Genomic DNA, 20,024 nt, shown 5'->3' on the forward strand with positions numbered 1-20,024 from the left:
CGATCGCGGGCGCGTGGGCTTGGCTGACATAATTCAGGGATGCCCCTGATCCGCCTCCCCGACGTCCTGGAGACCGATCGCCTCGTCCTCGGGCCCCGGAGCGCGAGCCAGGCGGGCGTCTACCACCGGCTGTGGACCGAGCGGGACCCACGGGTTCCGGTGCACCGGCGGATCGATGCCGAGGGCCGGCCGACCGTCGAGGACATCGCGGCGCAGATCCGCGTCGAGGGTGACGAGGCCGGGCCGTGGCTGCGCGCGGTGGCGCGGAAGGACACGGGCAACGTCATCGGGTACTGCGGGCTGACGGCCCACGGGAACGGTTCGCCGGACGAGCCCGAGCTTGCGTTCGAGCTGCTGCGCGCCGTCCACGGCGTCGGCTACGCCACCGAGGCAGGGCACGCCGTGGTCGACTCGGCGGCAGAGGCGGACGTTCCTCGGTTGTGGGCGTCGGTCTGGGACTGGAACGTGGCGTCGCGGCGAGTCCTGGAGAAGCTCGGGTTCCGCGAGACGGGTCGGGTGGAGCGCACGTCGATCCACGGTCGGAGCCTGCTGACCGTCCGGGAGCTCTGACTCTGGCGAGAACGTCGTCACCTAGCCGCGCTGCGGACGGCTCTGCTCGTCGAACTCGTGGCTCAGCAGCGACCAGACCGACTTGTCGTGGAACGTGCCGTCGACCAGCCATGCCTCGCGCAGCTCACCCTCGTGCACCATGCCGAGCCGTCGGGCGACCGCGATGCTGCGAAGGTTGTCGCTGCGGCAGCGCCACTCCACGCGGTGGAGCCCTCGCACCTCGAACGCGTACTGCAGGAGGTGCGTGACGGCGGCGGTGATGTGCCCGTGCCCCTCCCCCGCGGGCTCCGACCAGCAGCCCACCTCGCAGACGCCGGCGGCCGCGGAGAACGCCACGAACATCACCCCGCCCACCAGGACGCCCTCCACCCAGATGCCGTAGATGCGCGGCCCGTCGAGCGCGAGCTGCTGGGCGTACCGGGTCAGGGTGGCGTGCGCGCCGTCGACGTCGTCGCTGAGGAACGACGGCCCGACCCACGGACGGATGTGCTCGCGCGCGCGTTCCATGTGGGCGGCGAACTCCGCCGCGCGCCACGGCTCGAGCGCGTCGAGGTGTGCGCCCGTCTCCAGCTCGATGGGGTTCATCGTCCTCCCTGTCTGTCGTGCGGCCGGAGCGCCTGCTCCGACCTGCGGCCGGTCGACCGTACGCTCCCGGCATGGCCGTCGGTGGGAGTCGCAGAGCCCGCGCGGCGCGGCGCCGGAAGCGCCGCATGGACGGCGTGGAGCACGACCTGACGCCGGAACAGTGGGCCGCGCTGCAGGAGGCCTGGGCGGGCTGCGCGTACTGCGGCGCCACCGACGGACCGATGCAGCGCGACTGCGTCCTGCCGATCTCCCGCGGCGGTCGCTACACGCTGGAGAACGTCGTCCCCGCGTGCCGGTCGTGCAACACGAGCAAGTGCAACGACGAGGTCACCGGCTGGATCCGCCGGAAGCGCCTCGACGAGCGCGCGTTCCTCGCGCGCTACGTCGAGCTCCGCACCGAGCTCGCCCGGCGCTTCCCGGCGGCCGTCGAGCCCGAGGCGGTCACCTCACCGCCTTCGTGACCAGCGCGGCGATCTTCTTCTCGTCGGCGGCCGTCAGCGAGGTCAGGGCGAAGGCGGTCGGCCACATGGTGCCGTCGTCGATCTTGGCCGCGTCGTTGAAGCCCAGGGTCGCGTACCTCGTCTTGAACTTCGAGGCTGCCTGGAAGAAGACGACGACCTTGCCGTCCTTGGCGTAGGCCGGCTGCCCGTACCAGGTCTTGGGCTCGAGGTCGGGGGCGGCCGCGGTGATGACGGCGTGGATCCGCTCCGCCATCGCGCGGTCGGCGTCGCCCATCTCGGCGATCTTCTCCAGCAGGTCTGCCTCGCCGTCGCCGGACTTCTTGCCCCGCGTCTCCTTGGCGCGCTCCTTCATCGCGGCGCGCTCCTCGGCCGAGAACCCCTCGGACGTGGTGCCCTTCTTCGTCTCTGCCATGGCTCGCTTCCTCTCAGACGGTGGAGGGTGGCGGACCACTCTCCCGGGTGGGTGGTTCAGGCGCCGACGTAGCCCGCGAGATGCTCGCCGGTGAGCGTGGAGCGGGCGGCGACGAGGTCCGCGGGCGTGCCCTCGAAGACGATGCGGCCGCCGTCGTGACCCGCGCCGGGGCCGAGGTCGACGATCCAGTCGGCGTGGGCCATGACCGCCTGGTGGTGCTCGACGACGATCACCGACTTGCCGGAGTCGACCAGCCGGTCGAGCAGGCCGAGCAGGCGCTCGACGTCGGCCAGGTGGAGGCCGGTCGTCGGCTCGTCGAGGACGTAGATGCCGCCTTTCTCCCCCATGTGCGTCGCCAGCTTGAGCCGCTGGCGCTCGCCGCCGGACAGCGTCGGCAAGGGCTGCCCCAGGCTCACGTAGCCCAGCCCGACGTCGGCGAGCCGGTCGAGGATCGCGTGGGCCGCCGGGGTCCGCGCCTCCCCCGCGCCGAAGAACTCCTCAGCCTCGACCACCGACATCGCCAGCACCTCGCTAATGTCGCGGCCGCCGAGCTTGTACTCGAGCACCGACGCCTGGAAACGCTTTCCCTCGCACTCCTCGCACGGGGTGGCCACGCCCGCCATCATCGCGAGGTCGGTGTAGATGACGCCCGCGCCGTTGCAGGTGGGGCAGGCGCCCTCGGAGTTGGCGCTGAACAGGGCCGGCTTGACGCCGTTGGCCTTGGCGAACGCCTTGCGGATCGGCTCGAGCAGGCCGGTGTACGTCGCGGGGTTGCTCCGGCGGGAACCCTTGATGGCGCCCTGGTCGATCGACACGACGCCCGCGCCGGCGGGGATCGACCCGTGGACCAGCGAGCTCTTTCCCGAGCCGGCGACGCCGGTGACGACGACCAGCACCCCGAGCGGGATGTCGACGTCGACGTCCTGGAGGTTGTGGGCCGTGGCGCCGCGGATCTCCAGCGTGCCGGTCGGCGTGCGCACCGCGTCCTTGAGCTGGGCGCGGTCGTCGAAGTGCCGGCCGGTGAGCGTGCCGCTGGTCCGCAGGGCGTCGACGGTGCCCTCGAAGCAGATGGTGCCGCCGGCGGTGCCCGCGCCCGGTCCGAGGTCGACCACGTGGTCGGCGATGACGATCGTCTCGGGCTTGTGCTCGACCACCAGCACCGTGTTGCCCTTGTCCCGCAGCCGCAGCAGCAGCTCGTTCATGCGCTGGATGTCGTGCGGGTGCAGCCCGATGGTCGGCTCGTCGAACACGTAGGTGACGTCGGTCAGCGACGAGCCGAGGTGGCGGATCATCTTGATGCGCTGCGCCTCGCCGCCCGAGAGCGTGCCGGACGGCCGGTCGAGCGACAGGTAGCCGAGGCCGATGCTGACGAACGAGTCGAGCGTCTCCTGGAGGGACACGAGCAGCGGCGCGACCGACGGCTCGTCGAGGCCGCGCACCCACTCGGCGAGGTCGCTGATCTGCATCGAGCAGGCGTCGGCGATGTTGACGTCGCCGATCCGGGACGAGCGCGCACCCTCGTTGAGCCGGGTCCCGCCGCAGTCGGGACAGGTGCCGAACACGACCGTGCGCTCGACGAACGCCCGGATGTGCGGCTGCAGCGCCTCGACGTCCTTGGAGAGGAACGACTTCTGGATCCGCGGGACCAGCCCCTCGTAGGTGAGGTTGATGCCCTCGACCTTGATCTTCGTGGGCTCCCTGTAGACGAGGTCGTGCAGCTCCCGCTTGGTGAACTCGCGGATCGGCTTGTCCGGGTCGAAGAACCCGCAGCCCGCGAAGATGCGGCCGTACCAGCCGTCCATGCTGTAGCCGGGGATGGTCAGGGCGCCCTCGTTGAGCGACTTGGAGTCGTCATAGAGCTGGGTGAGGTCGATGTCGCTGACCTTGCCCGTGCCCTCGCAGCGGGCGCACATGCCACCGGTGATGGTGAAGCTGCGGCGCTCCTTCGTCGTGGAGCCCCCGCGCTCGATGGTGACCGCGCCCGCCCCTGAGATCGAGGCGACGTTGAAGGAGAACGCCTGGGGCGAGCCGATGTGTGGCTGCCCGAGCCGGCTGAACAGGATGCGCAGCATCGCGTTCGCGTCGGTGGCGGTCCCGACGGTCGAGCGGATGTTGGCGCCCATCCGCTCCTGGTCGACGATGATCGCGGTGGTCAGTCCGTCGAGCACGTCGACGTCGGGCCGCGCGAGCGTCGGCATGAACCCCTGCACGAAGGCGCTGTACGTCTCGTTGATCATGCGCTGCGAGTCGGCCGCGATGGTGCCGAAGACCAGCGAGCTCTTGCCCGAGCCGGACACCCCCGTGAACACCGTCAACCGCCGCTTCGGCAGCTCGACGCTGACGTCCTTGAGGTTGTTGACCCGGGCGCCCTGGACACGGATCAGGTCGTGGCTGTCGGCAGGGTGGCGCACGGGCGCACGCGTCCCCGTGCTCGTGTCGATGCTCATCGTGTCTCCGTCTGTCGGGCGGGGCGCGATCGCACCCCGTCGGGCGTCGCCTCGTTCGATCTCACCATGTTTCGGGCCGGACCGACCCGTTCTCGCTCGGCCGGCGTCAGGCCAGGGCGTTGATGCGGACGAGGTTGCCCGCGGGGTCGCGGAACGCGCAGTCGCGGACGCCGTACGGCTGGTCCGTGGGCTCCTGGACGACCTCGGCGTCGCTGGCCTGGAGCCGGTCGAAGACGCCGTCGAGGTCGTCGGTGGCCAGGGTGATCGCGCCGTAGCTGCCCTTGGCGATCAGCTCGAGGATGGTGCGACGCTCGTCGTCGGTGATGCCCGGCTCGGCTGCCGGCGGGTGCAGCACGATCGACGTCCCCGGCTGGTTGACCGGGCCGACCGTGATCCAGCGCATCCCCTCGTACCCGACGTCGTTGCGGACCTCGAAGCCGAGCGCGTCGCGGTAGAACGCGAGCGCGGCGTCCGGGTCGGTCTGCGGGAGGAACGTGTAGTGGATGCTGATGTCCATGGCAGTCACGCTAGCTGCGGCTCCACGGGCTCGGCTTCTCGATTCCTGACCGGTCTGGTGACCTTCTTGGCGATGCACGCCGGGAGCTCGGGCCTGGGCGGTGCGGTCCGCGCACGGTAGGCGCTCGGCGGGATCCCGACCAGCTCGGTGAACCGGGTGCTGAAGGTGCCGAGCGACGAGCACCCGACGGCGAAGCAGACCTCGGTGACGCTGAGGTCGCCGCGGCGCAGCAGCGCCATCGCCCGTTCGATGCGCCTCGTCATCAGGTAGGAGTACGGCGACTCCCCGTACGCCAGCTTGAACTCACGGCTCAGGTGGCCCGCCGACATGTGCGCCCCGCGCGCGAGCGCCTCGACGTTCAGAGGCTGCGCGTACTCGCGGTCGATGCGGTCGCGGACCCGGCGCAGCCGCGCGAGATCGCGCAGCCGCTGCTCGAAGGCGGGATCGTGGGTCACCTGCCCGATCGTGCCACGCCGCTCCACCACGTTCCCGGTCCGTATATAGTTGAATCGTCAATCAATACTCGGAAGGGACGCCCGGATGCCCGACTACGGCCATGACCTCGTCTTCGGCAGCTTCCTGACGCCGTCGGCGAAGGACCCGCAGCAGGTCGTCGCGCTCGCCCGGGCCAGCGAGCAGTCCGGGCTCGACCTCGTGACGTTCCAGGACCACCCGTACCAGCCGGCGTTCCTCGACACGTGGACGCTCCTGAGCTGGGTCGCCGCGTCCACCGAGCGCGTGCACGTCGCGGGCAACGTCCTCAACCTGCCGCTGCGTCCCCCGGCCGTGCTCGCGCGCGCCGCAGCCAGCCTCGACCTGCTCTCGGGCGGCCGGTTCGCGCTCGGTCTCGGGTCCGGCGCCTTCTGGGACGCGATCGTCGCGATGGGATCGCCGCGACTCACCCCCGGCCAGGGCGTGGACGCTCTCGACGAGGCGATCGACATCGTCCGCGGCATCTGGGACGCCGACGAGCGCCGCCCGCTGCGGGTCGACGGGACCTACCACCGCGCCGACGGCGCCAAGCGCGGCCCGGCGCCGGCCCACGACATCCCCATCTGGCTCGGTGCCTACAAGCCACGCATGCTCGGCCTGGTCGGGCGCAAGGCGGACGGCTGGCTCCCGAGCCTCGGCTACCTCAAGGACGGCGACCTCGCGGCCGGCAACGAGCGCATCGACGACGCCGCGCGGTCCGCGGGGCGCGACCCGCGCGAGATCCGCCGGCTGCTGAACCTTGGCGGCGGCTCGTTCAGCGGCAGCGGCTTCCTCCAGGGGCCGCCCGAGCGCTGGGTCGAGGACCTGCTGCCTCTGGTCCTCGACGACGGGATCTCGACGTTCATCCTGGGTGGCGACGACCCGTCGGCCATCGCGGTGTTCGGCGCCGAGGTCGCACCGGCCCTGCGGGAGGCCGTCGCTGCGGCCCGCGCGAGCTCCGGCACCGCGACGGGCTCGGTCCGACCCTCGATCGCGCTGGCCAAGCGGCGTCCGGGGATCGACTACGACGCCGTGCCCGCATCTCTCGTCGCGACCGCGGTGGAGCCCGGCGACCGGGAGTACGGGCGCGTCCGGTCGTCGTACGTCTACGCCGGGTCCCCGGGCCTGGTGCTCCGCCCCCGCGACCCCGAGGGCGTCCGGGACGCGCTGGCGTTCGCACGCGCCCAGGAGGTGCCGTTCGCGGTGCGCAGCGGCGGCCACGGGATCAGCGGGCGGTCGACCAACGACGGCGGGATCGTCATCGACGTCGGCGCCCTCGACGCGGTCGAGGTGCTCGACCGCGAGCGACGGATCGTCCGGCTCGGCGCCGGTGCGCGCTGGGGCGACGTGGCCGCGGCCCTCTCGTCGCACGGGCTGGCCATCAGCTCGGGCGACTACGGCGACGTCGGCGTCGGCGGGCTGGTCACGGCGGGCGGGCAGGGCTTCCTCGGCCGTTCCTACGGCCTCACGCTGGACCACGTCGTCGCGGCCGAGCTGGTGCTGGCCGACGGGCGGATCGTGCGCACGGACGCCGACCACGAGCCCGACCTGCTGTGGGCGATCCGCGGCGCCGGCGCGAACTTCGGGATCCTCACCGCGGTGGAGATCGAGGCCGCGGAGGTCGGGAACGTCGTCCACGCGACGATCGTGTACGACGCCACGGACACCGCCGCGTTCGCGGCAGCGTGGGCCGCGCTGGTCGAGGAGTCTCCGCGACAGCTCACCAGCTTCCTCACCCTCGTGCCCCCGCGCGGCCAGAACCCGACGATCGGCTACGCGATCCTCGTGTGGGCCGACGACGACACGGATGCCGCCGTCGTCGCGCTGGAGCGGTTCCTCGACCTCGCGCCGGTGCTCCAGCAGCAGGCGCAGCTGGTCCCGTACGCCGCGACGGTGGCCCCGCAACACGGCGAGCACACGGGCGGCGCCGACCCCGCCTCCCGCGGCGGGCTCATCGAGCACGTGACGCCCGAGCTGGCGGAGATCCTCGCGCGGCTGGTGAGCGCCGGTGACGCCGACATGGTGCAGCTGCGGGCCGTCGGCGGCGCCGTCAACGACATCGACCCTGCCGCCACCGCGTACGCGCACCGGACGCAGAACTTCTCGTTGCTCGCCTCCGCCCGGGGCAGGCGCCGCGCGCAGATGGACGCCTGGTGGGAGCTCCTGGCGCCCCACCTGCACGGCGTGTACCTCAGCTTCGAGACCGACCAGTCTCCTGCGCGGATCGCCGAGGCGTTCCCGCCGGCGACGCTCGCGCGGATCGGGCGGCTCAAGGCGCAGTACGACCCCGAGCACGTGTTCGACGGCAACTTCGGCGTCGCCCCGGTGATCGCCGAGGCCGATGCGGTCTCCGTGCCACGATGACCGGATGAGCACCCTGGACGACATCTCGAGCACCATCGCGCACGTCGAGCAGCAGGAGCACGACCTCGTCTTCACCACGTTCACCAACGACGACGCGTGGCGCCTCGGCTGCCTCCTCGTCGAGCTGGCCCAGGAGCGCGACCTGCCCGTCACCGTCGACATCCGGCGGGGCACGCAGCAGCTGTTCCACGCCGCCCGGCCCGGCACGACCCCGGACAACGACAGCTGGATCGAGCGCAAGGTGCGCGTCGTCGAGCGGTTCGGGTCGTCGTCGTTCCTCGTCGGCCTGCGCGCCACGGCCAAGGGCACGACGTTCGCCGAGCAGCACGACCTGCCGCTCCAGCAGTTCGCCGCCCACGGCGGGGCGTTCCCGGTCCGCGTCCGCGATGTCGGCATCGTCGGCGTGGTGACCGTGTCCGGCCTGCCCCAGGCCGACGACCACGCGCTGGTCACCGAGGCCGTCGCGGCCCACCTGGCCTGAGCCGCCCGCAGCCCCCACGCACCGGCCGCGGATCCCCAGACTGCCGCCCCGACCGCTCCGACGGCGCAGGCCGGGCGAGGGTCTCCGGCATGACGGAGCACGGGTGGTTCGACGACGACTGGCACGACGACGAGGACGACGCCTGGGCCGACGAGCCGTGGATCGTGGACGACGGCGGGCCCGATGACGACCTGCCGGACGCACCCGGCGCACGACTGACCTCGGCGGGCGACGCGCTCGCCGTGCTGCTCGAGCTGGTCGGTCCCGAGCGTGCCGGCCCGCCCGCGCTCTGGTTCCTCCTGCTCGACGCCCACGACCGCACCCTGCCGGTCGTGCTGCCGATCACGGACGTCCCGCTGCGGGCGGACCGCRCCGTCGCCCGCCAGCTCCTCCAGGTGCTCGCCTCCGTCCTGCGTGCGGAGGACGAGGGCGGGTCGGTGGTCGTCGGGCTCGTGCGTGCGGCCGGCGGAGACAGGGGGGCGTTCGAGGCCTCGTGGGTGCCGGCGCTGCGACGGGCCGCCGACGAGGCCGGCGTCCGCCTGTGGGCCGTCGTCGCGCTCGGCGAGAGCCGAGCCCGGGTCCTGGAGTGGTGAGGCTCAGGACGTGGGGCCGGGCGCCGCCTCGTCGATGGCCGCCAGCTGCTCGAGGTCGGGCTCCCACGCGATCGAGGCCACGTTGGCGCGCAGCTGCTCGGGCGTGCGGGCCCCCGCGATCACGGTCGCCACCGCCGGCTGCGCGGCGAGGCCGCCGAGCGCCACGGTCGGCAGGTCGATCCCCCACTCCTGCGCGAGCGCCTCGAGGGCGTCGATGCGGTCGAAGTCGGCCCGCGCCAGCCGGTCGGGCATCCGGGTGAGCCGCGAGCCCTCGGGCGCCGACTGCCCGCGGCGGTACTTGCCCGTCAGCAGTCCCGACGCCAGCGGGACGAACGGGATGAGGCCGACCCCGACCTGCTCGAGCGCGGGGACCAGCTCCGCCTCGGCGCTGCGGTCCAGCAGGTTGTAGCGGTTCTGCGCCGACACGAAGGGCGTCGTCCCGGCGGTCCGGGCCGTCCAGTCGGCGTCCACCACCTGCCACGCGGCGAAGTTCGACGAGCCCAGGTAGCGGACCTTGCCCTCGGTCACCAGCTCCTGCAGCGCGGCCAGGGTCTCCTCGATCGGCGTCACGGGGTCGGGCGCGTGCATCTGCAGGAGGTCGACGTGGTCGGTGCCGAGGCGCGCCAGTGAGCTCTCGACGGCGCGTCGCACGTAGCGGCGCGAGCCGCGCACGCCCCAGTCGGGCCCGTTGAGCCCGCCCGTGTCCATGCCGAACTTCGTCGCCACCACCACGCCGTCGCGGTTCCTGCCCAGAGCGGCGCCCAGGAGCTCCTCGCTCTGACCTGCGGTACCGCCGTAGACGTCGGCGGTGTCGAAGAACGTGATCCCGGCGTCCAGGGCCGCGGAGACCAGCGCCGGCACGCCCTCGGGCGGCAGCGTGGCGCCGAAGGTGTTGCACCCGAGACCCGCCACCGAGACGACGAGGCCGCTGTCGCCGAGCTGTCGGAAGGACATCTCGCCGCCGGTGCGGGAGGCTGGAGAGGTGGACGTGGGGGCTGCTGTGGAAGGATTGCTCACCCGGGCAACCCTAAGCCTCTCCCCCGCGCACCACCGGCGTTCACCAGACCTTCACGTGGACCTGGAACACTGGAGGGGCGACCACCGTTGACATCGGTGGAAGTTCTCACTCTCGACGGCCGTACAACGGCACGGAGGTTCCCCAAGATGGCAAACCGGTCCCTGCGCGGCATGCGCATCGGGTCCCACAGCATGGAGACCGAGGACGGCGTCGAGTTCGCCCCCCGGCTCCAGGCTCACTACGACTGCCCCAACGGGCACACGATCATCCTGCCGTTCTCGGTCGAGGCCGACGTCCCGGTGGTGTGGGAGTGCCGGTGCGGCGAGGAGGCGCTCCTGCGTGACGCGTCCAAGCCCGAGGTGAAGGCCGGCAAGCCGCCGCGCACGCACTGGGACATGCTGCTCGAGCGCCGCACGGTCGGCGAGCTCCAGGAGCTGCTGGACGAGCGCCTGGACCTGCTCCGCTCGGGCAAGCTGCGCCGCAGCGCCTGACGCACCGCTGAGCCCCCGCTCAGCCCTTCGAACGACGGAACGCTCCCGCCACCCGGCGGGAGCGTTCTGCTATGCCCCACCGGGTCACGCTGACCAGCGCCTCCAGGACGATGGCGCGGCTCATCTTCGAGTGGCCCAGCTCTCGCTCGACGAACGTGATGGGCACCTCGACCACGCGGGCACCGGTGCGCACCGCCCGCCACGCCATGTCGACCTGGAAGCAGTAGCCCTGCGACGCGACGTCGTCCAGGCCGAGCGAGCCGAGCAGGCCGGCCCGGTAGGCGCGGAAGCCGCCGGTCGCGTCGCGCAGCGGGATGCCGAGCACGATCCGCGTGTACGTGTTCGCGCCGCGGGACAGGACGTGCCGGCTCATCGGCCAGTTGAGGACGCTGCCGCCCGGCACCCAGCGCGAACCGAGCACCAGGTCCGCGTCCGCGATCCCGGCCAGCAGGAGCGGAAGGTCCTGCGCGCGGTGCGAGCCGTCGGCGTCCATCTCGACGACGACGTCGTAGCCGCGCTCGAGCGCCCAGCCGAAGCCGGCGACGTACGCGGTGCCGAGCCCGAGCTTGCCGGCGCGGTGCAGGACGTGGACGCGGCGGGTGCCGTCCTCGGCCGCCTCGCGCTCGGCGATCTTCTCGGCCAGCTCACCGGTGCCGTCGGGCGAGCCGTCGTCGACCACGAGCACGTCGGCGTCGGGCACGTGGGTGCGGAGGCGCTCGAGCGCGCCCGGCAGGTTCTCGCGCTCGTCGTATGTCGGGACGACGACGAGCACGCGCTGCGACGAGGTCATGCTGCTGACTCGTTCCGGTCGGAGCGACGGACGCGGCGGGCGCCGGCTGCACCGGCGAGCACCACGCACACCGCCAGGGCGTCGATGATCCACGCGGGCCACGAGCCCAGCCGCGTCGCGGGCGTCAGCGTGTCGCGCAGAGGAAGACTAGCCACCATCTGCTCGGCGGTGAAAAGGCCCGTCTGCTGGCTGACCACACCGTTGGGCTCGATGACCGCGCTGACCCCGACGGTGGAGATCTGGACGGTCGCGCGCCCGTGCTCGATCGCGCGGATGCGGGACATCGCGAGCTGCTGGGTCGACTCGTCGGAGACGCCGAACGAGGCGTTGTTCGTCTGCACGACGAGCACCTCTCCCCCGGCGCGCACCGCCTCGCGGACGATGCCGTCGTAGGCCACCTCGAAGCAGATGACGTCGCCGATGCCGACCGTGCGACCGAGTCGCTCCGAGTCCAGCGGGACGTACCCGGGCTTGTCGCCGGGGAGCATGTCCCGCGTGACGAGGTCGACCGCCGACGAGAACGGTCGGACGAGGTTCCGCAGCGGGATGTACTCGGCGAACGGCGCCGGGTGCTGCTTGGTGTAGGTGGCGGTCACGCCGATGCCCGGCTCCCAGAGCACCGCCGTGTTGTACCGGCCGCCGCTCGGCGGGTACTGGACGGTCCCGACGAGCATCGGGGCGTCGACGGCCTGGGCCGCGCCGTCGATCAGGTCCGCCGCCTTCTGGTCCACCTGCGGGTCGATGTCGGTGCCGTTCTCCGGCCACAGGACGAGGTCCAGCTCGCCGGGCTCCACCTGGTCGAGCAACGCGAGCGTGCCCTCCACGTGGTTGTCCAGCACGGCCTCCCGCTGCCCGAACGCGTCGAGCCCCGTGCCCGGGACGTTGCCCTGCACGGCGCCGACCTTGAGCGTGCCGTTCTCGGCCTGGGTGTCGAGCGGGACGAGGAGCCCGACGAGCAGGACGGCGGCGATGACGGCCGCGGAGGCGACGATCTGCCCCACCCGCAGGCGACGCGCGGCCAGCAGGAGCCGCGCGAGCAGCACCCCGACCACCACGACGGCGCCCGTGAGCAGCGGCGTCCCGCCGAGCGACACGAGGGGGGCCAGCGGGGAGTCCGCCTGGGAGAACGCGAGCCGACCCCAGGGGAAGCCGCCGAACGGCCACGCGGCGGCGAGCTCCTCGGTCGCGACGAACAGGATGGCGAAGACGACGACCTGCAGGCCCGCGCTGCGCCAGACCGCGTTACCCCGGCGCGCCCACGCCCACGCGGCACCGAAGAGGGCGAAGAAGAGCGCCTCGAGCGTGCTCAGCGCGATCCACGGGACCTGGCCGACCGCCTCGTCGGCCCACGTGATGAGCGGCGCGACGAACGAGAGGCCCCAGACGAGACCGACGAGCGCGTTCCAGCGCGCGCTGTCACGCCGCAGGGCCAGGTAGAGCAGCGCGACGCCGACGAACGCGGCCCCCCACCAACCCGGAGCCGGGAACGCGAGGCGCGTGAGCACGCCGCCCGCGACGGCCAGGATCAGAGTCCACCAGCGGGCGGGTTCACGGGCGGGCACCCCAGGAGGGTACGTCAGTCGGCTGAGCTCCGACCGACCGGCCCGCGTGTCCTTCGTACCGGTCGGCGTGCAGGCGCACGGACCGTTGTCTACTGAACACGCGGGCCCGGTCGGAGCCCTACCCCTACCTCTGCCGACAGGCCCGACGTCATCGGTGGGCATGTCGCAGCGGTGGATCTCCTGAGGAACCTACCGAGATCCACAGGCCTGTCAAGGTCGCGTCGATGCAGGTCGGAGCCGTCCCTGCAGGTCACCCGCGCACCATCGGTCCCGTCTGTACCGTTCGGTTCGGCGTGTCGTCGCGCGTGTCGTCGGATCAGGTCGAAGCGGGCGGTTCCGGTCGGCGCTGAGCGTCCGACGACGCGCGCAGAATTCACCCAGTCGGACGAGCGTCCAGGATCAGAACGTGTCGTGCAGGACGACGCCCCCGCGCACCGTGCGCAGGCACGTCGGGGCCGGGGCGTCCGGGGACAGGTCCGGCAGGAGCGGGATGCCGGCCCGCGCGTCGGCGCTCCACGACGAGAACCGCCCCTCGGCCGCCTGCACCGTCAGGTGCTCCGCGCGCCAGACCGCCAGGTGCGCCGGTGACCCGACCCGCAGCTCGCCGGCGCCGGTGTGGTCGAGGCCGGCGACCCTCCAGCCGCCGCGCGTCGACGCCCGGAAGGCTGCCCGCGCCGAGATCCGCTGGTCGACGGCGTGGTGCTGCACCGCCGCGCGGACGCCGGCCCACGGGTCGACGGCGGTGACCGGCGAGTCCGACCCGAAGGCGAGGGGGACGCCGGCGGTCGCGAGGTCCGCGAACGGGTTGAGCGCGGCGGCCCGGCCCGCGCCGAGGCGCGTCGCGTACATGCCGTCGGCACCTCCCCACGCGGCGTCGAACGCGGGCTGCACGCTGAGCCGGACGCCGAGCAGCACGAGCGCGGCCAACGTGGGCGCGTCGATCATCTCGGCGTGCTCGAGGCGGTGACCCATGCGCGCGACGGCGTCGGGACCCTCGACGTCGACCGCGGCGCGCAGACCCAGCAGGAGCTCGTCCATCGCCCGGTCGCCGATGACGTGGAAGCCACCCTGGACGCCCGCGCGCGTGACGGCCGTCAGGTGGTTGCAGATCTGCTCGGCGGTCAGGTACAGCACGCCCTGGTCGCCCGGCGCGTCGGCGTACGGCGCCCGGACGGCGGCCGTGTGCGACCCGAGCGAGCCGTCGACGTTCAGGTCCCCGCCGATGCCGGTGAGGCCCGGGATCGCAGCGAGGATCTCGCGGGCGTCGTCGACCGTGATGCACTGCTCGCCGCGGTACGCCACGAGGTGGGGCAGGCCGTCGCGCGGGTCGGCCGTCAGCTCGAGCAGCTCGACCAGGCCGGCGCGGGTGTCGATCGACGGGGCGCTGTGCTCGTGCACCGAGACGACCCCGCGGGCGGCCGCATGCTGGAGCGCCCGGCGGTACAGGGCCGTCCGGCGCTCGGGGCTGACCACCCGCGCGGCCTCCCGCGCCGCGTGGTGGGCGTCGCGCTCGACCCGCCCGTCGTAGCTCCAGCCCGGCAGCAGGTCGAGCCCCGCGTCGCGGGACAGGGCGCTCGAGACGACGGCCGAGTGCACGTCGACCCGCGCGAGGTAGACCGGAGCGCCCCCCGCGGCCGCGTCGAGCTCCTCGCGCGTCGGCGGTCGGCCCTCGGGCCAGCGCAGCTCGTCCCAGCCGAACCCCAGCACGGTCGACCCCTCGGTCACCGTCCGGGCGGCGCGGTGCACGGCGTCGAGCGCGTCGGCGAGGGAGTGCACGCCGCCCTCCGGCGACAGGTCGACGCTCTCGAGCGCGAGCCCGGTCTCGAGCACGTGGACGTGGGCGTCGACGAAACCCGGGGCGACGAGCGCGCCGTCGAGGTCGATCACCTCGTCCGCGCGGGAGACCATGCCGTCCGCGGTGTCGTCGGCCCCGAGCCAGACGACCGTGCCGTCGTCGACGAGCAGCGCTTCGGCGAACGGGTCGGCGGACGTGTGGATGACGCCGTGGCGATAGAGGGTCGAGCTCACATCGGCACACGATAGGGCAGGTCAGCCTGCCGCACCCCGGCGCGCTCCCCGCGCTACACCGACGAGTACGCCACCACCCCGTGCCGCAGGGCGTCGACGGCCTTGCGGGCGGTGTCCCGGACGCGCTGGTGCGGGGCGGCCTGCGACACCTGGTCGAGCACGTCGATGACCTGCTTGCACCAGCGGACGAAGTCGCCCGCGGACAGCTCGCTGCCCTTGAGCACCGCGTCCAGGCTGCGCCCGGCCGCCCACCGGTGCACGGCCTCGACCAGGCCCGCGTCGAGCGGCTGGATGGTCTCGACCTTGTGCGCGGTCTCGAGGTCGTCGAGCTCGGACCAGGCCCGGACCGTGGCGTCGAGGGCGACACCGAGCCTGCTGTTCGGCCCGCCCGGCACGCGGGGCTCGCCCTGGTCGTCGCGGCGCGAGCGGTACACCAGCGCGGAGACCGCGGCGGCGAGGCCGGGCGCGTCGAGCTCGTCGAACACACCGCGGCGCAGGCACTCGGCGAGCAGGAGGTCGTTCTCGGCGTAGATCCGGCGCAGCCACCGCCCGTCGTCCGTCACCTGCAAGGCGCTGCGGCCGGCGTCGTCGGAGGTCTGCTCGAGGTACCCGAGGCGCTGGAGCACGTCGCAGATGCGGTCGAAGACGGCCGCGATGGAGCCGGTCCGGCCGGCGATGCGCGCGACCAGCGCGTCGTGCTCGGTCGCGAGCCGGGCCCAGCGCTCCGCCCAGCGGGCGTGCTCCTCGCGGTCCGGGCAGCTGTGGCACGGGTGGGCGCGGAGCCGGCGGCGCAGGGCGGCGAGCTCGGCGTCGTCGGCGGCCGCGCGCTGCCTTCCCTTGGGCCGGTCCTTGCGGGTGGGGCCCTTGTCCGCGCCCACCGAGGACCGCAGCGCCGCGGCGAGGTCGCGGCGCGCCGCGGGCACCCGCGCCGTGAAGCCCTTGGGCACCCGCAGGAACCCGACGGTGCGCACGCCCGTGCCGACGTCGGCGACGGTGAGCTTGCGCACCTGCCGGTCGACGGTCAGCACGGTCGGTCGCGGCCCCTCGAAGCCCGCGTCCCCGCCGGGGTCGATGACGACAGCGTGCCCGGACCGGCGGCCCACCGGGATCTCCAGCACGTCACCGACGCGCAGGCCCTCCAGGGTGCGCGCGACCTCGGCCCGCCGTGCCTGCGCCTCGGCGCGCGTCAGGTCCTTCTCGCGAGCGGCGATCTCCCGGCGCAGGGCCGCGTACTCGGCGAAGTCGCCCAGGTGGCAGACCATCGCGCGGGCATAGCCCTCCAGGGCCTCTGTGTGGCCCTGTGCCTGCCGTGCCAGGCCGACCACGCCCCGGTCGGCCTGGAACTGCGCGAAGGACGTCTCGAGCACCTCACGGGCCCGGTCCCGGCCCACCTGCGCGACCAGGTTGACGGCCATGTTGTACGTGGGGCGGAAGCTCGAGCGCAGCGGGTAGAGGCGCTTGGACGCGAGCCCGGCCAGCTGCACGGGGTCGAGGCCCGGATGGGCGACGACGACGGCGTGCCCCTCGGTGTCGATGCCCCGGCGCCCGGCGCGGCCGGTGAGCTGGGTGTACTCCCCCGGCGTCACGTCGACGTGGTTCGAGCCGTCCCACTTGACCAGCTTCTCCATGACGACCGACCGGGCCGGCATGTTGATGCCGAGCGCGAGCGTCTCCGTGGCGAACACGACCTTGACCAGCCCGCGCGAGAACAGGTCCTCGACCGTCTCCTTGAAGAGCGGCAGCATGCCCGCGTGGTGCGCGGCGACCCCACGGGACAAGGCGTCGGCGAACTCCCAGTACCCGAGCACGTCGAGGTCCTCGGGCGGCACGGCCGCGCAGCGTTCCTCGACGATCCGGCGGATCTCCGACTGTTCCGCCGGCGTGGTCAGGCGCACCCCCGCGGCCAGGCACTGCTGGACGGCCGCCTGGCACCCGGCGCGGGAGAAGATGAAGACGATGGCGGGCAGCAGGCCGTCCCGGTCCAGGGCGTCGACCACGGCGAACCGCGGCGTCGGGCGACCACCGCCCGGGCGGCCTCCACCGCCGCCGCCGCCGGGTCGCGCGCCACCCCGTCCCCGGAACCCGCGGTCGCCCGGCCCGCCGCGTCGGCCCTGACCCGGCTCCTCGCGGTTGCTCCGGCGCAGCAGGTGCGTGAGGTCCGGGTTGATCGGAGGGTCGACCCCCGGGTCGGTCGGGTCGACGTGGCCCGCGTACAGGTCCAGGAGGTCGCCGCGTACAAGCACGTGCTGCCCGAGGGGGACGGGTCGGTGCTCGCTGACGACGACGGTCGTGTCGCCGCGGACCGTGGCCAACCAGTCGCCGAACTCCTCGGCGTTGGACACCGTGGCGGACAGGGACACCAGCTGCACGTCGTCCGTGAGGTGGATGATCACCTCTTCCCAGACGGGGCCGCGGAAACGGTCGGCGAGGTAGTGGACCTCGTCCATCACGACGAAGCCGAGGCCCTGCAGGGTCGGGGATCCCGCGTAGAGCATGTTGCGCAGGACCTCGGTCGTCATGACGACGACCGGGGCCTCGCCGTTGATCGTGGTGTCACCCGTGAGGAGCCCGACGCGCTCGGCGCCGTACCGCCGGACCAGGTCGGAGTACTTCTGGTTGGAGAGCGCCTTGATCGGCGTCGTGTAGAACGCCTTGCGCCCGGACGAGAGGGCGAGGTGGACGGCGAACTCCCCGACCACCGTCTTGCCCGCGCCGGTCGGGGCGGCGACGAGCACGCCGCTGCCCCGTTCGAGCGCCTGGCACGCGTCGACCTGGAACTCGTCGAGGGGGAAGCCGAGCAGGTCCCGGAACTGGCCGAGCTCGCTGCGGTCCACCTCGGCCCGGCGTCGGGCCGCGGCGAACCGCTCGGCGGGCGAGGGCTCGGCCTCGGTCGACGGCGGGGACGGCGGGCCGGTCTTGCGGGAGCGGGACACCACAGCCACACCCTAGGCACACGCCGCAGGAGAGCGGTGCAGGGGCGCGCTCAGCAGAGGATGGACAGCGCGCCCGGGTCGACCGTGACCCGCAGCGGCAGCGGGCCGATGCGCTCGCCGTCGGCGAACGCCACAGGGGGCACCGGGCCGAGGTCGGGCAGGGGCTCGATGAGCACGGACCGGCTGCGCACGATGTCGACCGACGGGTGGCCCACGTGCTTGCCCTGGTAGATGCCGGGGAAGATCTTCACGACGCCGGGCTTGGTGAACGGCCCGGCGACGACGACGTCGAGCAGGCCGTCGTCGACCACCGCGTCGGGCGCGATCTTCAGCCCGCCGCCGATCCACGGGACGTTCGCCACGGCCACCAGGGTGCCGGCGGACTCCCAGACGGAGTCGTCCAGGGTCACGCGGTACCCGTACGGCCGGAACCGGCCCAGCTCCGCGGCGAGCGCCCGCACGTAGCGACCGGAGCCCTTGGGCCAGGTCATCTCGTTGGCGCGCGCGTTGATCGCGGCGTCGAACCCGCAGGACAGCACCCCGACGTACCACTCGTGCGCCGCGTGCTCGGGCGACCCGACGCGCACCGCGTCGACCCGCCGCGGCCCGTCCAGCAGCCCGTGCTCGACGGCCTCGACGGCCGCCTCGACGTCGCCCCGCGGGAGCGCCAACGTGCGGGCGATGTCGTTGCCGGTGCCGGCGGCGACGATGCCCAGGGGCAGCCCGGTGCCCGCGACCACGTTGACCCCGAGGTGCACCATGCCGTCGCCGCCGACCACGACGAGGGCGTCGAGCCCCTGCACCGCCGCCGCCCGCGCGCGGTCCGTGGCCTGGGCGAGGGTCGCCGCCGACAGGTCCTCCACCTTGTGCCCGCGCGCCCGCAGGAGCTCGTGCACGCGCCGGCCCGCCTGCGTGCCCCGGCCCTTGCCGGCGGTCGGGTTGACCACCACCCCGAGATGGATCACGCGGTGGCCCCGCCGGGCTCGTCGTCCATCGTCCCGTCGAGGCGCGGGAGGCCGGCGGCGATGCGCTGCCGGTCGACGCGGCGGTCGTGCAGCACGCACACGCCCAGCGCGACGAAGTACAGGCCGCAGATGGGCAGGGCGACCGCGAGCATGGTGATCGCGTCCGGCGTCGGCGTCATGACCGCGGCGAAGACGAACGCCACCATGACGGCCCAGCGCCACCCCTTGCGCCAGGTCGCCGCGGTGCCGATCCCGGCGAAGTTGAGCGCGACCATGACCACCGGGAGCAGGAAGGCCAGCCCGAACGCGAGCATGAGGCGCATGACGAAGCCGAGGTACGTCTGCGCGTCGATGAGGTTGGTCGCCCCCGTCGGCGTGAACTCCGTGAGGAGCTTGACCGCGTTGGGCAGCGCCCACCAGGCGACGAGCGCGCCGGCCAGGAACAGCGGCACGGCCACGCCCAGGAAGCCGAAGGCGTAGACGCGCTCGCGGTGGTTGAGCCCGGGAGTCACGAACGCCCAGAACTGGTAGAGCCACCACGGGCTGGACAGGATCACGCCGAGGAAGAACGAGACCTTCACGCGCATGTCGAACGACGTCGCGATGCCTGAGAAGTTCAGCGCGATGAGGCTGTCGCGCTCCTGCGCCACCTTGACCAGCGGCTGCTGCAGCGCGGTGAAGACCGGGTCGTAGAGGAACCAGCCGATGATCGCGCCGATGACGACGCCGATCGCCGCGAGGAAGAGGCGGCGGCGGAGCTCGACCAGATGTGCTCGCAGAGGCATCCGGCCGCCGGGCTCCTCCCCGCGGCGGGCGTTCACGCTCGGTTCAGGCCTTCGGCGGGGCGTTGCCCTCGGACGGCTCGTCGACGGGCCGGACGGGGGTGACGTACTGCGGCTGGACCGGGGCCGGGACCACGGGTGGTGCGCCGACCGGCGTGACCGCGGCAGGAGCCGGCGGCGCGGTGGGCGTCACGGGCGCGGCGGCCGCGGTGGTCGGGGCGTCGTCGTCCCGGAGGTCCTTGACCTCGCTCTTGAAGATCTTCATCGACTGGCCCACGCTCTTGGCCAGGTCGGGCAGTCGCTTCGCGCCGAACAGCAGGACGACCACCACGAGCACGATGATCACGTGCGTAGGGGTCAAACCGTTTCGAAACACGTCGGGTCCTCCGTCGGGGTGTCGATGACCGCCTGATTGTACCCGCGCGACCTGGGTATCGAGCGCGACGGGTCAGCTCCAGTACGCGCGCCACCGCAGCCGCGTGGCGGTCCGCCGGTCCTCGCGCTCCGCGCGGCGCTCGGCGGCGGCGGCCCGCAGCTCGGCGACGCGGGCGCGC

19 protein-coding genes are annotated in these 20,024 nt (G+C 73.1%); 6 read left to right on the plus strand and 13 right to left on the minus strand.

Going from position 1 to position 20,024, the window contains the following annotated elements; all coding sequences use genetic code 11:
- Positions 1-39 precede the first annotated feature (39 nt).
- Complete coding sequence (locus AC1DT4_RS16865; RefSeq protein ID WP_477090942.1) at positions 40-570, plus strand: GNAT family N-acetyltransferase; 531 nt, start codon at positions 40-42, stop codon at positions 568-570.
- 21 nt (positions 571-591) lie between these two features.
- Here AC1DT4_RS16865 and AC1DT4_RS16870 read toward each other — a convergent pair whose 3' ends face one another.
- Positions 592-1,155 carry a GNAT family N-acetyltransferase gene (locus AC1DT4_RS16870; RefSeq protein ID WP_477090943.1) on the minus strand — a complete coding sequence of 188 codons (564 nt, stop codon included), beginning with the start codon at positions 1,153-1,155 and terminating at the stop codon, positions 592-594.
- 125 nt (positions 1,156-1,280) lie between these two features.
- Between AC1DT4_RS16870 and AC1DT4_RS16875 the strand changes: the two genes are divergently transcribed.
- Positions 1,281-1,616, plus strand: a complete 336-nt coding sequence (locus AC1DT4_RS16875) for an HNH endonuclease (protein ID WP_477090944.1) — start codon at positions 1,281-1,283, stop codon at positions 1,614-1,616.
- Here AC1DT4_RS16875 and AC1DT4_RS16880 read toward each other — a convergent pair.
- The 4 genes from AC1DT4_RS16880 to AC1DT4_RS16895 form a co-directional block, all read right to left on the minus strand.
- The gene (locus tag AC1DT4_RS16880) at positions 1,597-2,028 is read right to left on the minus strand and encodes an iron chaperone (protein WP_477090945.1); all 432 of its coding nucleotides are present in this window, start codon (positions 2,026-2,028) and stop codon (positions 1,597-1,599) included. The two genes, AC1DT4_RS16875 and AC1DT4_RS16880, sit on opposite strands and share 20 nt — an antisense overlap.
- 56 nt (positions 2,029-2,084) lie before the next feature.
- Complete coding sequence (locus tag AC1DT4_RS16885; protein ID WP_477090946.1) at positions 2,085-4,475, minus strand: ATP-binding cassette domain-containing protein; 2,391 nt, start codon at positions 4,473-4,475, stop codon at positions 2,085-2,087.
- Positions 4,476-4,581: 106 nt separating this feature from the next.
- Positions 4,582-4,992, minus strand: a complete 411-nt coding sequence (locus AC1DT4_RS16890; RefSeq protein WP_477090947.1) for a VOC family protein — start codon at positions 4,990-4,992, stop codon at positions 4,582-4,584.
- 5 nt (positions 4,993-4,997) lie between these two features.
- Positions 4,998-5,447, minus strand: coding sequence for a helix-turn-helix transcriptional regulator (locus AC1DT4_RS16895; RefSeq protein WP_477090948.1), 450 nt, complete (start codon positions 5,445-5,447; stop codon positions 4,998-5,000).
- A gap of 85 nt (positions 5,448-5,532) precedes the next feature.
- On the opposite strand from AC1DT4_RS16895, the gene AC1DT4_RS16900 reads away from it, so the two are divergent.
- The 3 genes from AC1DT4_RS16900 to AC1DT4_RS16910 all read left to right on the plus strand — a co-directional run bounded on the left by AC1DT4_RS16900 (position 5,533) and on the right by AC1DT4_RS16910 (position 8,901).
- Positions 5,533-7,827: an LLM class flavin-dependent oxidoreductase gene (locus AC1DT4_RS16900; RefSeq protein WP_477090949.1), complete on the plus strand. Its 2,295-nt coding sequence runs from the start codon at positions 5,533-5,535 to the stop codon at positions 7,825-7,827.
- A gap of 4 nt (positions 7,828-7,831) precedes the next feature.
- Complete coding sequence (locus tag AC1DT4_RS16905; protein ID WP_477090950.1) at positions 7,832-8,308, plus strand: heme-degrading domain-containing protein; 477 nt, start codon at positions 7,832-7,834, stop codon at positions 8,306-8,308.
- Between the two features lie 89 nt (positions 8,309-8,397).
- Positions 8,398-8,901, plus strand: a complete 504-nt coding sequence (locus tag AC1DT4_RS16910) for a hypothetical protein (RefSeq protein WP_477090951.1) — start codon at positions 8,398-8,400, stop codon at positions 8,899-8,901.
- 3 nt (positions 8,902-8,904) lie between these two features.
- Here the strand turns inward: AC1DT4_RS16910 and AC1DT4_RS16915 are convergent, their stop codons facing one another.
- Positions 8,905-9,855 carry an aldo/keto reductase gene (locus AC1DT4_RS16915; RefSeq protein ID WP_477090952.1) on the minus strand — a complete coding sequence of 317 codons (951 nt, stop codon included), beginning with the start codon at positions 9,853-9,855 and terminating at the stop codon, positions 8,905-8,907.
- Between the two features lie 210 nt (positions 9,856-10,065).
- On the opposite strand from AC1DT4_RS16915, the gene AC1DT4_RS16920 reads away from it, so the two are divergent.
- Entirely contained in the window at positions 10,066-10,410 is a 345-nt protein-coding gene (locus AC1DT4_RS16920) for an RNA polymerase-binding protein RbpA (RefSeq protein WP_055914529.1), read from the plus strand.
- Between the two features lie 19 nt (positions 10,411-10,429).
- Here the strand turns inward: AC1DT4_RS16920 and AC1DT4_RS16925 are convergent, their stop codons facing one another.
- The 7 genes from AC1DT4_RS16925 to tatA all read right to left on the minus strand — a co-directional run bounded on the left by AC1DT4_RS16925 (position 10,430) and on the right by tatA (position 19,816).
- Positions 10,430-11,200, minus strand: coding sequence for a polyprenol monophosphomannose synthase (locus AC1DT4_RS16925; RefSeq protein WP_477090953.1), 771 nt, complete (start codon positions 11,198-11,200; stop codon positions 10,430-10,432).
- Positions 11,197-12,762 carry an apolipoprotein N-acyltransferase gene (gene lnt, locus AC1DT4_RS16930; RefSeq protein WP_477090954.1) on the minus strand — a complete coding sequence of 522 codons (1,566 nt, stop codon included), beginning with the start codon at positions 12,760-12,762 and terminating at the stop codon, positions 11,197-11,199. The genes AC1DT4_RS16925 and lnt overlap by 4 nt, the downstream gene beginning before the upstream one ends.
- Positions 12,763-13,161: 399 nt before the next feature.
- A complete protein-coding gene (locus AC1DT4_RS16935; protein WP_477090955.1) occupies positions 13,162-14,790 on the minus strand; it encodes an amidohydrolase in 1,629 nt (542 codons plus the stop codon).
- Positions 14,791-14,843: 53 nt separating this feature from the next.
- Positions 14,844-17,726, minus strand: coding sequence for a DEAD/DEAH box helicase (locus AC1DT4_RS16940; RefSeq protein ID WP_477090956.1), 2,883 nt, complete (start codon positions 17,724-17,726; stop codon positions 14,844-14,846).
- Between the two features lie 47 nt (positions 17,727-17,773).
- Complete coding sequence (locus tag AC1DT4_RS16945) at positions 17,774-18,688, minus strand: diacylglycerol/lipid kinase family protein (protein WP_477090957.1); 915 nt, start codon at positions 18,686-18,688, stop codon at positions 17,774-17,776.
- Positions 18,685-19,473, minus strand: a complete 789-nt coding sequence (gene tatC / locus AC1DT4_RS16950) for a twin-arginine translocase subunit TatC (protein WP_477090961.1) — start codon at positions 19,471-19,473, stop codon at positions 18,685-18,687. Before tatC ends, AC1DT4_RS16945 begins: the two co-directional genes overlap by 4 nt.
- Before the next feature lie 43 nt (positions 19,474-19,516).
- A complete protein-coding gene (gene tatA / locus AC1DT4_RS16955) occupies positions 19,517-19,816 on the minus strand; it encodes a Sec-independent protein translocase subunit TatA (protein WP_477090958.1) in 300 nt (99 codons plus the stop codon).
- Positions 19,817-20,024 lie beyond the last annotated feature (208 nt).

The sequence above is a fragment of the Cellulomonas sp. P4_D11 genome (assembly GCF_056401915.1).

Bases quoted from the DNA above. Each gene is read 5' to 3' on its own strand.
- AC1DT4_RS16865 (WP_477090942.1), top strand. From the start codon at position 40: ATGCCCCTGATCCGCCTCCCCGACGTCCTGGAGACCGATCGCCTCGTC.
- AC1DT4_RS16870 (WP_477090943.1), bottom strand. From the start codon at position 1,155: ATGAACCCCATCGAGCTGGAGACGGGCGCACACCTCGACGCGCTCGAG.
- AC1DT4_RS16875 (WP_477090944.1), top strand. From the start codon at position 1,281: ATGGACGGCGTGGAGCACGACCTGACGCCGGAACAGTGGGCCGCGCTG.
- AC1DT4_RS16880 (WP_477090945.1), bottom strand. From the start codon at position 2,028: ATGGCAGAGACGAAGAAGGGCACCACGTCCGAGGGGTTCTCGGCCGAG.
- AC1DT4_RS16885 (WP_477090946.1), bottom strand. From the start codon at position 4,475: ATGAGCATCGACACGAGCACGGGGACGCGTGCGCCCGTGCGCCACCCT.
- AC1DT4_RS16890 (WP_477090947.1), bottom strand. From the start codon at position 4,992: ATGGACATCAGCATCCACTACACGTTCCTCCCGCAGACCGACCCGGAC.
- AC1DT4_RS16900 (WP_477090949.1), top strand. From the start codon at position 5,533: ATGCCCGACTACGGCCATGACCTCGTCTTCGGCAGCTTCCTGACGCCG.
- AC1DT4_RS16905 (WP_477090950.1), top strand. From the start codon at position 7,832: ATGAGCACCCTGGACGACATCTCGAGCACCATCGCGCACGTCGAGCAG.
- AC1DT4_RS16915 (WP_477090952.1), bottom strand. From the start codon at position 9,855: ATGTCCTTCCGACAGCTCGGCGACAGCGGCCTCGTCGTCTCGGTGGCG.
- AC1DT4_RS16920 (WP_055914529.1), top strand. From the start codon at position 10,066: ATGGCAAACCGGTCCCTGCGCGGCATGCGCATCGGGTCCCACAGCATG.
- AC1DT4_RS16925 (WP_477090953.1), bottom strand. From the start codon at position 11,200: ATGACCTCGTCGCAGCGCGTGCTCGTCGTCGTCCCGACATACGACGAG.
- tatC (WP_477090961.1), bottom strand. From the start codon at position 19,473: ATGCCTCTGCGAGCACATCTGGTCGAGCTCCGCCGCCGCCTCTTCCTC.